Source organism: Streptomyces javensis (assembly GCF_039525925.1).
GTDB lineage: Bacteria > Actinomycetota > Actinomycetes > Streptomycetales > Streptomycetaceae > Streptomyces > Streptomyces asiaticus.
In genome coordinates, this window is sequence record NZ_BAAAIF010000127.1 from 1 (window position 1) to 14,490 (window position 14,490).

Consider the following 14,490-nt stretch of genomic DNA (forward strand, 5'->3'; position numbering starts at 1 on the left):
CGCCACGCGCCCCGAGCCCACCCCCCGTCCCGCGGCCACGGCCTCGCCGCCCGCGTCCGCGTCCGCTCTGCGGACCGAGCGGCCGTCCGCCCCCGCCGAGGGGCGCCCGGACGACCCGCCGGAGCGGCGCCCCGCCCGGACTCCGCGCGGTGGCGATCAGCGGCTGCGCGGTCTGTACGGCGGCAGCCAGGCGCCCGGTGCGGAGGCCGAGGCGGGCGTGGCGGGTGCGGAGGGCGTGGAGGGCACATCCGCGGACGCGCGGCGCGCGCTGCCGCTGCGCGTGCCCGAGGACAAGGCGCTGCACCAGGAGCTCTCCATCGGCCGCGCCCTGCGCCCGCTCAAACAGCACCGCCCCAATCCGCTCAAGCGGGAGTTCGACGAGGCCGCCACCGCCACGGCGCTCGCCGAGACCGGGCTGCCGGACGTGGTGACCCGCCCCGCCCGCGAACGCTGGCTCGATCTCGCGCTCGTCATCGACGACGGGATGTCGATGCTGCTGTGGCGGCGGCTCGCCGTCGAGCTGCGCACCGTACTACAGCGCTCGGGCGCCTTCCGCGTCGTCCGGGTGCTGGGCCTGCACACGCGCGGCGGTGGCGCCCCCGCGCTGCGCACCCGCCCGTACGCCCCGGAGGCGCCCCTGCTGCCCACCACGGCGCTGTCCGACCCCTCCGGGCACACGCTGGTGCTCGTGGTGAGCGACGGGGTGGGCGCGGCGTGGCGGGACGGGCGGATGGGCCAGGTACTGGCGCGCTGGGCGGGGCTCGGCCCCACGGCGGTGGTGCACGCGCTGCCGCCCCGGCTGTGGGAGGGCTCCGGGATCAGGACCCGGCGCTGGCAGGTGCGCACCCGCAGACCGGGCTCGGCCAACGCGGACTGGACGGTCGCGGATCCGGTGCTGCCCGCCGCCCTGGCGCGTTTCGCTGGGGTGCCGGTTCCGGTGCTGGAGCCGGACGCCGGGCCGCTGGCCGACTGGGCCCGGCTGATCGCCTCCGCGAGCGGTACGGCGGTACTCCCGCTGCTGGTCCCGCCGCGCGAAGTCCCACGCGAAGACCCGCACGAGGCCCCGCACGACGGCCCGCACGACGGCCTCCGCACCGCCACGGCCGCCACCGTCCCCGGCCCAACCGCCGCCGCCCCCGCCCCGGCCGATGAACTCGGCCGCGTCCAGCGCTTCCGGGACGCGGCTTCCCCGGAGGCGTACCGGCTGGCGGCCCATCTCGCCGCCGTGGCCCCGCTGCCGGTGCCGGTGATGCGGATGGTGCAGAAGGCGGTGGACGGCCGGACCGACACCGGGCGGCTGGCCGAGGTGTTCCTGGGCGGGCTGATGCGCCCCGTCGAGCCGCCCGCCTCGGCGGGTGCTGACCCGCTGCCGCCCGAACACCGCCCCTTCACCTTCACCGACGCGGCACAGCGGGCGCTGCTGGGCGCGGTGCCGCTGGCGGAGCTGGTCGCGACCAGCCGGCTGATCGGCCGTCGCCTCGAGCAACTGGCGGGCCGCTCCCCCGACTTCCCGGCCTGGCTGGCCGATCCGCGCGGCAGCGACCGGCTCCCGCCCGGCGCCCGGCCCTTCAGCACGGTGGAGCGACGGCTGGCGGCCCGGCTGGGTGCGCCACCGCGGCCGTCGGTGATCACGACACCGACAGCGGCGGTGCGGTGGCGCCCGCTGGCATCCCGCGATCCGCGGCTGCTCGGCCCGTACCGCCTGCTGAGGGCCGGACCGCGAGGCGCGCGCGTCGTGCCCTATCTGGGCGAGGACGCCTACGGCGAGGAGGCCGTCGTCACCGTCGTTCCCGAGTATCCCGCTCCGCAGGCCGCGGCCGTGCTCGGGGTACAGGCGGAGGCGCTGCGCCGGATGGACGGCCGCCATGCGCCCCGGCTGCTGCGCGAGGGGCTGGACGAGGACGTTCCGTGGGTGGCCGAAGAGGTGTTCCTCGGCCACCGGCTGCACGATGTCCTCTTCGAGCGCGCCGGTCAGTGGGACGGGCACACCGCCCTCGCCATCGCCCGGCGGATCGCGGACGCGGTACGCGTGTGCGCGGCCGAGGGGATGGCGCACGGCGACCTCACCATCAGCACCGTGCACATCGCTGGTGAGGACATCTTCGTGACCGGCTGGTCCTCGGCCCGTATCGATGGTGTGCCGTCCCCGACGACCCTCGGGAGCGGCCCGCCCACCCCCGAGGAGAATGTCGGCGGGCTGGGCGACATCCTGCTGTGCCTCGGCGGCGGGGGGCGGCTGTACGCGTACGGCCGGGACGTCTACGACATGCCGCGCTGGAGCGGTGACGCGTGGCAGCCGGTCCGGGACATGGTGATGGCATGCCTGGAGCGGCAGGGCCGCCCGACGGCCGCGCAGGTCTGGGAGTTCCTCAGCGACTTCCAGCCGGACGCCGCGCCGCCGAGGGCCCACCCCCGGCGCCCCCGGCCCGAGCAGCCCACCGCCTGCCCGCTGTGCGGCAATCCGCTGGAGCCGTACGACCGCTTTTGCGACGCGTGCGGCACGGACCTGTCCACGGCACCGCCCCCGTCGGACACGTCCGACTCCGCCCGCGCTCCCCGCACGGAGCCGGAGAGCGGCCTGCCGTCGTTCGACGGGTACCGGGCCCACCGGAGGCTGGGCGGCAGCCGGGGGCAGGACGTCTATCTGGCCCGTCGGTCGGGCGCGTCAAACGATGTGGTGGTACGCGTCGCCCCGGGCGCCGGTCGGGAGCTGCGGGCCGAGGCGGAGGCGCTGCGGCGGATGTCCGGGCACTACGCGCCCCGGCTCTTCATCGACGACTCCTCCGGCAACCCCCCGTGGCTCATGATGGAATGCGTCCGGCTCCCCGACGGCTCACCGGCGCCGCCGCTGTCCTCGCTCCTGGGCCGCGGGCCCGACGGCTCGCCCCGGTTGGACGCCGTGCGTGCCGCCACCATCGGCCTCCGCGTCGCCGAGGCGGTGAACATGTGCGCGCTCAAGGGCATCGCGCCCGGGATCCTCACGGCGGACACCGTGCTCGTCGCCGACGGCACGGTGAAGCTCATCGGCTGGACCGACGCGAGCCTCGACGACCGCCTCCCGGGAGCTCCCACCGCCGCGGACAGCGTCTACGCGATGGGCGAGATCCTCCGCGCCCTGAGCGACGCGCAGCCGACCGGTAACCTCATCCGCACCAGTGAGCTGTGGCGCAACCCCCATCTGCTCTCGATCATCTCCGCCTGTCTGGACGAGCGGCCGAGCAGGCGGCCGTCGGCGGGGCGGGTGGCGGACGTCTTCGTCCAGTGCCTGTCGTCCCTGCCGGCCTCGGCGTACGAGGTCGAGACCTCGGCCCTCACCCAAGCGCCGGACGCCGGGCCCGCCCCCACGACGGCTCCCGAGCAGCCGCAGCCCCCTCGCTCCACCCGCTCCCGCCTTGCCGCGCTCGTGGGGCTCGGCGGGCGGTCGGCCAGGGCGGAGCAGCGGCAGCGCAAGCTGGACCTCATCCGTACGCCGCTGGCGTCCTGCCATCGCATCGTGGTGATCAGCCGCCCCGTGAGTGCCGGGCGCGCCGTCACGACCCTCGCTCTGGGCGCGGTCCTCGCGGGCGAGCGCCAGGACCAGGTCATCGCGGTGGACGCGATGCCCGGCGGTGACTCTCTCAGCCGCCGGGCCGGCGACCGCTCCGAGCTGACCGTCCACGATCTGGCCCGCGCCGACCTGCCCGGCGACGACGCGGACTCCATCCGGCGCTTCACCTCGCGGCTGCCCTCCGGGCTCGAGGTCCTCCTCGGAGACACCACCCCGATGAGTCTCGTGGGCCGGGCGGCCCCGGTCGACGACGTGGAGTACCGCCGCGTCATGGCCCTTCTGGCGCCGCACTACCCGATCGCCCTCAGCGACTCGGACACCGGCGCACTCCACAGCAGCATGCGGGGGATCGTCGATCTCGCCGACCAGCTGATCATCGTCACCACTCCCTCGGTGGAGCAGATGAGGAGCGCTCACATCACCCTGGACCGGCTGGCCGAGGACGGTCACGCGGATCTGGTGCGACGCGCCATCACCGTGATCAACATGTCGCACGACGTGCCCTGGACCGATCACTACGAGGGCCTCGCGGCGACGTTCCGGGACCGCTGCCGCGGCGTGGTCGTGGTGCCGTACGACGAGCATCTGGCATCCCGGGGCGAGATCGACCTCCAGCGGCTCGCGTCCAGGACCCTCGACGCCTACATCGACCTCGCCGCCCTGGTCGCGGAGGGGTTCCCCGGGGCCGGGACATAGCGCCCGCCGCGAGGGCCTATCCTCTACGCCATGTCCGCCGATTTGATCCGCATCGTCTCCCGTTCCTCCCCCATGGCCCTCGCCCAGGTCGAACGGGTCCGTACCGAGCTCGCCGCGCTGCGGCCGGGGATCCGTACGGAGGTCGTACCGGTCACCACCTCCGGCGACCGGTGGATGGGCGATCTGTCGAAGCTGGGCGGGAAGGGGGCGTTCACCAAGGAGGTGGACGCCGCGCTGCTGGCGGGCGAGGCGGATCTCGCGGTGCACTGCATCAAGGACGTGCCCGCCGACCGTCCGCTGCCCGCGGGCACGGTCTTCGCCGCCTACCTCAAGCGGGACGACATCCGCGACGCCGTGATCCACCCCGGCGGGCTGACCCTCGACGAGATGCCCGCGGGGACCCGGATCGGCACCTCCTCGGTCCGCCGCGTCGCCCAGCTGGCCATCACCCACCCGCAGCTGGAGTGCGTGCCGATGCGCGGCAACGCCAACCGCCGGCTGGAGAAGCTGGACGCGGGCGAGTGCGACGCGCTGCTGCTGGCCGTCTCGGGCCTGGAGCGGATCGGCCGTACGGACCGGATCAGCGAGCTCCTGCCGGTGGACACCATGTGCCCGCCGATCGGGGCCGGGGTGCTGGGGCTCCAGTGCCGGGAGGACGACACCGAGACGATCGAGGCCGTGGCCGGGCTCGGCGACGCCGCCGTCTGGAAGGAAATCACCGCGGAGCGCATGCTGCTGCATGTCCTCCAGGGCCACTGCAACTCCCCCATCGCGGGCTACGCCAGGGCCGAGCGCGACGGCCGCCTCTCGCTGCGCGCCCGGGTCTTCAGCCCCGACGGCAAGACGGTCCTGGACGCCCACGAATGGGCGGGCCCCCTGGACCCGGCCACCCTGGGCACGTCGGTCGCGGTGGCACTCCTCCGACAGGGCGCCCGCGAGGTCATCGACACCATCCCGCACTGAGGCGGCATCCCGCGCTCAGGCGGCCACTCGGCGCGAGCTCGCGGTAGCCGGGGGCGCGGCGGCGACAAGGCCGTTTAGCCGGGCCACGGCCCTTCTGATCGTGGTGCCGTGGGCGCGCTGTCGGCGCCCCGCTCCGTCACCGCTCGCCCTCCCCCGCCTATCGCGCCCGCAGCCTCCGCCACACCGCACGTGCCGCGTGGTGGCCCGACATGCCGTGGACGCCGGGGCCCGGTGGGGTGGCGGAGGAGCAGAGGTAGACCGCCGGGTGGGCGGTGGCGTAGGGGACGCGGGCGAGCTTGGGGCGTATGACGGCCTGGATGCCCTCGAAGGCGCCGCAGGCGATGTCTCCGTCGATGTAGTTGGCGTTGCGGGCGGCGAGTTCGGGTGGGCCGGCCAGCGCGCGGGACAGGACCAGATCGCGGAAGCCGGGGGCGAAGCGCTCGATCTGACGCTCGATCACCTCCGTGGCGTCGCCCTTCCAGCCGCTGGGCACATGGCCGTACGCCCAGAACGTGTGCTTGCCCTCCGGGGCGCGGGAGGGGTCCAGGAGGCTGGGCTGGGCGGTGATCAGGAACGGGACGGAGGGGTCGCGGCCCTCGACGGCGGCCCGTAGCGCCGCGCCGATCTCGCCCGAGGTGGGGCCTACATGGACGGTGCCCGCGCGGCGGGCGTCGGGCGCGGTCCAGGGGACCGGGCCGGACAGCGCGTAGTCGATTTTGAAGGCGCTGGCCCCGTAGCGGTAGCGGCGGTAGGCGTTGCCGAGACCGGCGATACGGGCCAGGGCGCGCGGCGAGGTGTCGAAGATGTACGCGCGGGCGGGCGGCAGCTCATCCAGCCGCTTGACCTCGGTCGAGACGTGGATCGCCCCGCCGTGTGCGCGCAGGTACGCGCCCAGCGCGTCCACGATCGACTGGGAGCCGCCGCGCGGGATCGGCCAGCCGACCTCATGGGCCGCGATGGCGAACATCAGGGCGGGGCCGCCGGTGGCCGGTGCGCTGGTGGGCGCGATGGCGTGCCCGGCCAGTCCGGCGAACAGGGCGCGCGCCTTCTCGTCGCGGAAGCGGAGCGGACCGGCGAGCAGTGCGACCGGCTGGAGCGCGTGCAGTCCGAAGCGGGCCCAGGTGATCGGATCGCGGGGCACCCCGTCCCAGTGGGCGCGCAGCAGATCGGGGGCGAGGGTGGCCCAGCGGCCGAGGTAGGGGGCGAGCAGCCGGCGGTAGGTGCCGGCGTCGCGGGGCCCGAGCGACATGGCGGTCTCGCCGACCGAGCGGGCCAGCACCGCGGCCGTGCCGTCCGGGAAGGGGTGGGCCAGCGGCAGTTCGGGGTGGAGCCACTCCAGGCCGTACCGGGCCAGCGGCATCCGCTCGAAGGCCGGGGAGCCGATGGCGAGGGGGTGCACGGCGGAGCAGGGGTCGTGCCGGAAGCCGGGGAGGGTCAGCTCTTCGGTGCGTGAGCCCCCGCCGATGGTGTCCGCGGCCTCGAAGACCTCCACCGCGCAGCCGCGGCGGGCGAGTTCGACGGCCGCGGTCAGCCCGTTCGGTCCGGCACCCACTACGACCGCGTCGAGCATGGACGGCACGTCGGCTCCCCCTCGTCCTCGAGGTATCGGTGGAACGATCAGCCGGCGTCGGCCAGCAGGCCCAGGATATGCCGAACGGCCGCCTCGTCCCTGGCCGCCGTGAAAGGAAGGGCGTTGCCCCCGCTGATCCGGAACGGCTTGCCCTCGATCGTGCTGTGTGCCCCGCCCGCCTCGTCGACCAGCAGCAGACCGGCGGCGTGGTCCCAGGCGTTCTCCCAGGTGAAGGCGGTGGCGTCGAGCAGCCCCCGGGCCACGTTCAGATACTCGAGACCGGCCGAGCCGCAGGGTCGCACCTCGGCCCCCGGCGCCCGCAGGCCCGACAGGGCGCGCTTCTCCGCGTCGGTGGTGAAGTCGAAGTGGGAGATGGCGACGTGGAGGGCCGAGCCGGGCTGCGGGGAGCCGCTGTGGATCGGCTCGCCGTTCAGCAGCGCGCCCCCGCCACGGCGGGCGATGGCCATCAGGTCGAGCACCGGGGCGTACGTCCAGGACGCGAGAAGTTCTTCCCGGTGGGCGAGGGTCACCAGCGTCGAGAAGCCGGGGTCGCCGTGGACGAACTGCCGGGTGCCGTCGACCGGGTCGACGATCCATACGGGCGCGTCCCCGCCGAGGGCGGTGAGCACGGCCGGATCGGCGTGCACCGCCTCCTCGCCGACCACCACGGAGCCGGGCAGCAGCTTGGTGAGGGCGTCGGTCAGATGCTCCTCGGCCAGCCGGTCGGCGGTGGTGACCAGGTCGTGCGGGCCCTGCTTCTCGACGATCTCATGGGCGGCGAGCTGCCGGAAGCGCGGTATGACCTCTTCGGCGACCGCCGCGCGGACCGCCTTCTCCACCGCGCCGAGATCACCGGCGAGAAATTCATCGATCATGCGTTCATCGAATCATGTCTCCGCGACAGCGGGTGGCACGGCGGCTGCGGGAAGGTGTCATCGAGGTGAAGGGAGGGACCGCCGCGAATCCCGCTTTGACCGGCATCACGGCCGACTCCGGCGATATGACGGCCCACCCCGGCGATATGCGGGAACGGGCGCCGGGTCAGGGCACACGTTCGGCGGGCTGGTCGGGGGCCGGTTCGGGGCTGGGCTCCGCCGGGCGGCGGGCCCGGGCGCCGGTGGTGAGCAGGCCCAGCGTCACGATGGCGAGCCCGCACCCGGCCATGATCGCCCAGCCCAGGTGGCTGGCCCGGGGGAACCCGGAGCTGAACGGGCCGTGCACCCGGGCGGTGGAGACCGACCCGAGGACGGCGACACCGAGGGCCGCCCCCACCTGGCGGCCGGTGGAGGTGACCGCGGCGGCCACCCCCGCCTGGGAACGCGGCATCCCGGAGACGGCCGAGTAGGTCAGCGGGGCGTCGAGCATGCCGAAGCCGATGCCGAACGCCACATAGGCGACGACGAGGTACCAGATCGGGGTGTCCGCCCCCACCTGGGTCAGCAGCAGTCCGCAGACCGCCGTACCGGCCCCGGCGATCACCATCGGGACGCGCGGGCCGCGGGCGCCGACGATACGGCCCGCGAGCGGCGAGGAGACCAGGGTCATGGCCGCCATCGGCAGCGTGAGCAGCCCGGTGTGCAGCGGGGAGAAGTCCTTGACGTCCTGGAGGTACAGGGCGTTGAGGAAGAGGAACCCGGCGAGCGCAGCGAAGCCGCACACCGCCGAGGCGATGGCGCCGCTGAAGGCGGGGCTGAGGAAGAAGCGGACGTCCAGCAGCGGTTCGACGCGGCGGAGTTCATAGCGGACGAGGGAGACGGCGGCGGCCACGGCGACGGTGAAGCAGCCGATGATCGGCGCCGAGTCCCAGCCCCTGACCGGGCCCTCGATGATGCCGAACGTGAGCGTCGCCAGCGCCACGATCACCAGCAGCTGGCCCAGCGGATCGAGCCTGCGCGGCCGCGGGGCCTTGGACTCGGGGACGAACAGCGCGGTGAGGACCAGGGCGAGGGCGGCCACCGGGAGGTTGACCCAGAAGACGGCCTGCCAGCCGGTGGAGTCCACCAGCGCACCGCCGACGACGGGCCCCAGCGCGATGCTCACACCCGCGACCGCGCCCCACAGCCCGATCGCCCTGGCCCGCTCCCTCAGGTCGGTGAAGGTGTTGGCGATGATCGAGACTGCCACCGGGTTGAGCATGGCGCCGCCCATGGCCTGCACCATCCGGAAGGCGATCAGCGAACCGGTGTCGGAGGCCAGCCCGCACAGCAGCGACCCCAGGCTGAACAGCAGCAGCCCGGTCTGGAACGTTCTGCGCCTGCCGAACCGGTCGGCCATGGAGCCGGAGAGCATCAGCAGGCTGGCGAGCACCACGGTGTAGGCGTCCACCGTCCACTGGAGCCCCGAGGGCGTGGCGTCCAGATCGTCCTGGATGGACGGCAGGGCGAGGTTCACGATGGTGGTGTCGAGGCCCACCATGAACAGGCTGATGCAGCAGATCCCCAGGATCAGCCACTTTCTCGGGGCGCCGGCCATGGTTCGCCGCCTATGCCTTGCGGCCGGTGATCACGACGGTGTCGGCCCCGAGGGGCACCCGTCCGGCGGGCTCGATGCCCACCGCGCGGAACCACTCCTCGTACTCGGCGCCCGTGTAGACCATGCCCTCGCCGGAGGCGATGGTGTGGAAGTACGCGGACAGCAGCGCCGCCCGCTCGGGTCCGGTGCCGTCGTCGTCCTGGCGCGGGGTGACCACGTAGACCGCGCCGCCGGGAGGGAGGGCGCGGGCGGCCTTGGCGAGGAGTTCCCGGACCCGCTCGGGGGACCAGATCTCCAGGAAGTGGGCGAAGAGGACGCCGTCGCAGCCGGTCGGGAACTCGTCGTGGAAGGCGTCGAGGCTCACCGCCCGCACCCGGTCGGCCAGCCCCAGCTTCTCGATCTTCTCGTTGGCGGCCGCCGCGACGGAGGGCAGATCCCCGATGGTGATGCGCAGATCCGGCCGGCGGGCGGCGACGTTGGAGGCGTTGATGGCCGTTCCGCCGCCGATGTCCAGGAGGTGGGTGCACCCGGAGAGGTCGAGCTTCTCTCCCAGTTCCGCGCCCACGAGCCTGCTCACCGAGGACATCATGGTGTGGAATGTGGCTTCCAGTTCGGGATTTTCGGCGAGCCGCCCGTAGAGGGTGGGCGCCGTTCCCGGAATCTCCCGCCGCAGACCGATGTTGGTGTCTTCCTTGAGGGATTCACAGAACCAGGCCATCGCCCGGTAGATACCGTCTTGTTCCCAGGGAATGTTGGAAGCGGGCGCCTCGTCGAAGTTGGCGGTCAGCGGCTTCGAGAGAGGGGTGGTGTGGTAGCCGTCGCCCTTCTTGCCCAAAAGCCCGAATACCGTACAGCCGAGCAGGAGGATGCGGGTGGGCTGCTCCTTGAGCCCCAGCCGGGTGGCTATCTCACCCACGGCCAGGCCGGGCTCCTTCTCCACCAGTGCGAAGAGTCCTAACTGGAATGCCGCGCTCAGGAACTGAAACCGATAGTGGGCCTTGTAGAGCCCCCGGAGCTCCAGATCTATCGGCACCTCGGTTTGTGTCATGCCCAACCCTTCTGTGGCAAGGAGTCGTTCGACCGACCGCACACCAGAGCACAAAAACCGAGGTGATTGTAACCATGTTCGAAGGTTTTCGGAGATCCGCTTTTTATTTCTCCGCGGCCGCCCGCCGATAGTCGACGAGCGGCCGCGAAAACGGAATTGACTCCTCCTTTGGAAAAGGGCCATGCCTTGCCGGTGCGCGGCTCAGCCGGGCTTCCGGTCAGCCGGTGAGCGCCGGAATGACATGCTCGCCGTACGCGTCGAGCGTGCGCTCCTTCGCGTCATGCATCGCATAGACCGCGAACTGGCCGACCCCCAGCTCGCGCAGCCGCTCCAGCTTCTCGATATGCGCCTCGGCCGGGCCGAGCAGACAGAACCGGTCCACGATCTCGTCGGGCACGAACGCCGTGTCCGGGTTGCCGGCCCGGCCGTGGTGGGCGTAGTCGTACCCCTGCCGCTCCTTGATGTACGCGGTCAGGGACTCGGGTACGGCGCCGGAGTGCTCGCCGTAGCGGCCGACCAGGTCGGCCACGTGGTTGCCGACCATGCCGCCGAACCAGCGGCACTGCTCACGGGCGTGGTCCAGGTCGTCGCCCACATACGCGGGGGCGGCGACGCAGATGGTGACCGCGTCCGGGTCTCGCCCGGCCCCTGCGGCGGCGGAGCGCACCGCCTTGACCATCCACTCCGTCAGATAAGGGTCGGCGAGCTGGAGGATGAAGCCGTCGGCCTTCCGCCCGGCCAGCGCGAGCGCCTTGGGGCCGTACGCCGCCATCCACACCGGCAGCCTGCTGTCCTCGATCCAGGGGATGCGCATCCGGCTGCCGTCCACGACGGCCTCCCTGCCCTCCGCCAGATCGCGGATGGCGTCGATGGCGTCCTCGAGCCGGGCGAGGGTGTTGGGCTTGCGCCCCGCCACCCGCAGCGCGGAGTCGCCCCGGCCGATCCCGCACACGGTGCGGTTGCCGTACATCTCGTTGAGCGTGGCGAACGTGGAGGCGGTCACCTCCCAGGTGCGGGTGGACGGATTGGTGACCATCGGGCCGACGATCAGCCGCTCGGTCCGGGCCAGGATCTGGCTGTAGATGACGAACGGCTCCTGCCACAGCACGGCGGAGTCGAACGTCCAGCCGTAGCCGAAGCCATTGCGCTCGGCGCGGCGCATCAGCTCGACGACGGCCGAGGCGGGTGGATCGGTCTGTAGCACGAGTCCGAAGTCCATGCTCGCTCCCTGGGTCAGCCGAGGTACTGACAGGTGTCGCGGGGGAGGAACTGGCCGTGTCCGGCGCGTCCGGTGTACTCCCGCTGCTCGATGACGGGGACACCGCGCGAGAGCACGGTCTCGACCTGCCCGGTGATCTGCTTGCCCTCGTACGCCGAGTAGTCGACGTTCATGTGGTGGGTCTCGGCGGACAGGGTCTGCCGCGCCTCCGGGTCGTAGACGACGATGTCGGCGTCGGCCCCGGGCGCGATGGTGCCCTTGCGCGGGTAGAGGCCGAACATCCTGGCCGGGGTGGCGCAGGCGATCTCGATCCAGCGGCGGCGGGAGATATGGCCGTCCACCACGGCCTGGTGGAGCAGATCCATCCGGTGCTCCACGCCGGGCATTCCGTTGGGGATCTTGGAGAAGTCGCCCCGGCCCAGCTCCTTCTGCCCAGTGAAGCAGAACGGGCAGTGGTCGGTGGAGACCACCTGGAGGTCGTTGGTCCGCAGCCCCCGCCACAGCGCGGCCTGGTGCTCGACGGGCCGCAGCGGGGTGGAGCAGACGTACTTGGCGCCCTCGAAGTCCGGTTCGGCGAGGTTGTCCGTGGACAGGAACAGATACTGCGGACAGGTCTCGCCGAAGACCGGAAGCCCCAGGTCACGGGCTCCCGTGAGCTCCTGGACGGCCTGCTCCGCGGAGACGTGGACGACGTAGAGCGGGGCGCCGGCCACCCGGGCGAGCTGGATGGCCCGATGGGTCGCCTCCGACTCCAGCAGCGCCTTTCGGACCTCACCGTGGTAGCGGGGGTCGGTCCTGCCCTCGGCCAGCGCCTGCTCCACCAGGACGTCGATGGCGATGCCGTTCTCGGCGTGCATCATGATCAGCCCGCCGTTGCCGGAGGCGCGCTGCATGGCCCGCAGGATCTGCCCGTCGTCACTGTAGAAGACCCCCGGATAGGCCATGAACAGCTTGAAGCTGCTCACGCCCTCCCCCACCAGGAGATCCATCTCCTTGAGCGTGCTCTCGTTCACATCGGAGAGGATCATGTGGAAGCCGTAGTCGATGGCGCAGTTGCCGCGCGCCTTGAGATGCCAGGCGTCCAGCCCCTCGCGCAGGGCGTGGCCCACCGTCTGGACGGCGAAGTCCACGATGGTGGTGGTCCCGCCCCAGGCCGCCGCCCGGGTACCGGTCTCGAAGGTGTCGGAGGCGAACGTGCCGCCGAACGGCATCTCCATATGGGTGTGCCCGTCGACCCCGCCCGGGATGACGTACTTGCCGGTGGCGTCGATCGTACGGTCGGCGGTCCAGCCCTGGGCCCACTCGCTGCCGGGCGCGGCGAGGGCGGCGACCTTGCCGCCCTCGATCAGCACATCGGCCGGGGTCTCCTCGGCGGCGGTGACGACCAGCCCGCCACGGATCACGGTACGGGACATCAGCTCGCGCTCCTTCCGGACCGGGTGGTCTCCAGGGCGGTCCTGAGGGCCGCTTCGAGGATCTCCGCGCCCTCCTCGGCCTCGGCGACGGTGAGGCTGAGCGGCGGGGCGATGCGCAGCACGCTGCTGTTGTGCCCGCCGCCCTTGCCGATGAGCAGCCCGCCCTCCCGGGCGGCCTCCAGCACGGCGGACGCGCCCTCGGGCGACGGATCGCCGGTTCCCGGGTCCACCAGCTCGATGCCGATCATCAGCCCCCGGCCACGGACCTCGCGCACACCGTCCAGACCGGCGCAGGCGGCGCGCAGCCGCTCGATCAGCAGCCCGCCGACCCGGCGGGCATTGCCCTGGAGGTCGTGTTCGACCAGGTGGTTGAGGTTGGCCAGACCGGCGGCCATGGTGATCGGGCTGCCGCCGAAGGTGGAGATGGAGTTGGCGCCCAGGCAGTTCATGACCTCGGCGCGGGCGACGACACCGCCGATCGACATGCCGTTGCCGATGCCCTTGGCGAAGGTGAGGATGTCGGGCGGCCCGGAGCCGTCGTGCGCCTGCCAGCCCCAGAAATGGTCCCCGGTACGGCCCCAGCCGGTCTGCACCTCATCGGTGATCCACAGGATGCCGTGCCGGTCGAGCACCTCGCGGAACGCGGCGAACAGCCCGTCGGGCGGGGAGGTGAAGCCGCCGACGCCCTGGATCGGCTCGGCGATCAGCGCGGCCACATTGCCGTACCCCTGGCCGAGGACGTCCTCGAGGTCGGCCACGCACGCCTTGATGAACTCCCCGTCGGACAGCCCGGCGAACGGACCCCGGGTGCGCACCCCACCGTGTACGTACAGCGTCTGCAACGGCGACAGGCTGGTCGGTGACCAGCCGCGGTTGCCGGTGATGCCGACGGCCGAGAAGGAGCGGCCGTGGTAGCTGTTGCGCATCGCCAGGATCTGGTTGGAGCGGCGGTAGGCCGTGGCGAGCAGCAGGGCCGTGTCATTGGCCTCGGTGCCGGACGTGGTGAAGAAGACCCGCGCGTCCGGGATGCCGGACAGCGCGGCGACCCGCTCGGCCAGGTCGACCATGGGCCGGTCGAGGTAGAGCGTGGAGGTGTGCAGGATCCGCCCGGCCTGCTCGCTGATCGCCTTGGTGACCTCGGGGAGGGCGTGGGCGGTCATCGTGGTGAGGATGCCGCCGAAGAAGTCGAGGTAGCGGTTGCCCTCGGCGTCCCAGACATGGCGTCCCTCGCCGTGGGTGATCTCGATGGGGCGCTGGTAGTAGACGGCGAGCCAGTCGGGGAGTACGGCCTGGTGGCGGGCGTGGAGGGTGGCGTGGGGGCCGCTCCTGACGTCGCCGCCGCTCATGTCGCTGCTCATGGCCGCACCAGCCCCTCGTAGGCGTCGGGCCGCCGGTCGCGGTAGAACGCCCACTGCTGGCGCACCTGGTCGATCAGGCCGAAGTCGAGGTCGCGGACGACCAGCTCCTCCTCCTTGTCACTGGCCACATCGCCGACGAACTGACCGCGCGGATCGACGAAGTAGCTGGTGCCGTAGAAGTCGTTGTCGCCGTACTCCTCGG

Annotated in this window: 10 protein-coding genes; 2 read left to right on the forward strand and 8 right to left on the reverse strand. The window is 72.5% G+C overall.

Annotated elements, in window-relative coordinates; translation table 11 throughout:
- A partial coding sequence (locus ABD329_RS46055) for an SAV_2336 N-terminal domain-related protein (protein ID WP_344318060.1) occupies positions 1-4,243 on the forward strand: 4,243 nt, incomplete at its 5' end.
- Positions 4,244-4,273: 30 nt separating this feature from the next.
- Entirely contained in the window at positions 4,274-5,206 is a 933-nt protein-coding gene (hemC, locus tag ABD329_RS46060) for a hydroxymethylbilane synthase (protein ID WP_198281685.1), read from the forward strand.
- 157 nt (positions 5,207-5,363) lie between these two features.
- Here the strand turns inward: hemC and ABD329_RS46065 are convergent, their stop codons facing one another.
- The 8 genes from ABD329_RS46065 to ABD329_RS46100 all read right to left on the reverse strand — a co-directional run.
- Entirely contained in the window at positions 5,364-6,776 is a 1,413-nt protein-coding gene (locus tag ABD329_RS46065; protein ID WP_344318063.1) for a phytoene desaturase family protein, read from the reverse strand.
- 47 nt (positions 6,777-6,823) lie between these two features.
- Positions 6,824-7,651, reverse strand: coding sequence for an inositol monophosphatase family protein (locus tag ABD329_RS46070; RefSeq protein ID WP_198279708.1), 828 nt, complete (start codon positions 7,649-7,651; stop codon positions 6,824-6,826).
- A 166-nt stretch (positions 7,652-7,817) separates the two neighbouring features.
- Positions 7,818-9,248, reverse strand: coding sequence for an MFS transporter (locus tag ABD329_RS46075; RefSeq protein WP_198279707.1), 1,431 nt, complete (start codon positions 9,246-9,248; stop codon positions 7,818-7,820).
- Between the two features lie 10 nt (positions 9,249-9,258).
- A complete protein-coding gene (locus tag ABD329_RS46080; protein ID WP_198279706.1) occupies positions 9,259-10,296 on the reverse strand; it encodes a methyltransferase in 1,038 nt (345 codons plus the stop codon).
- A 217-nt stretch (positions 10,297-10,513) separates the two neighbouring features.
- Entirely contained in the window at positions 10,514-11,515 is a 1,002-nt protein-coding gene (locus ABD329_RS46085) for a TIGR03842 family LLM class F420-dependent oxidoreductase (protein WP_198279705.1), read from the reverse strand.
- 14 nt (positions 11,516-11,529) lie between these two features.
- Positions 11,530-12,933: a dihydropyrimidinase gene (gene hydA, locus ABD329_RS46090; protein ID WP_198279710.1), complete on the reverse strand. Its 1,404-nt coding sequence runs from the start codon at positions 12,931-12,933 to the stop codon at positions 11,530-11,532.
- The gene (locus tag ABD329_RS46095) at positions 12,930-14,288 is read right to left on the reverse strand and encodes an aspartate aminotransferase family protein (RefSeq protein WP_246618820.1); all 1,359 of its coding nucleotides are present in this window, start codon (positions 14,286-14,288) and stop codon (positions 12,930-12,932) included. Before ABD329_RS46095 ends, hydA begins: the two co-directional genes overlap by 4 nt.
- A partial coding sequence (locus ABD329_RS46100; RefSeq protein ID WP_344318061.1) for a nitrilase-related carbon-nitrogen hydrolase occupies positions 14,285-14,490 on the reverse strand: 206 nt, incomplete at its 5' end. The genes ABD329_RS46100 and ABD329_RS46095, both read right to left, overlap by 4 nt.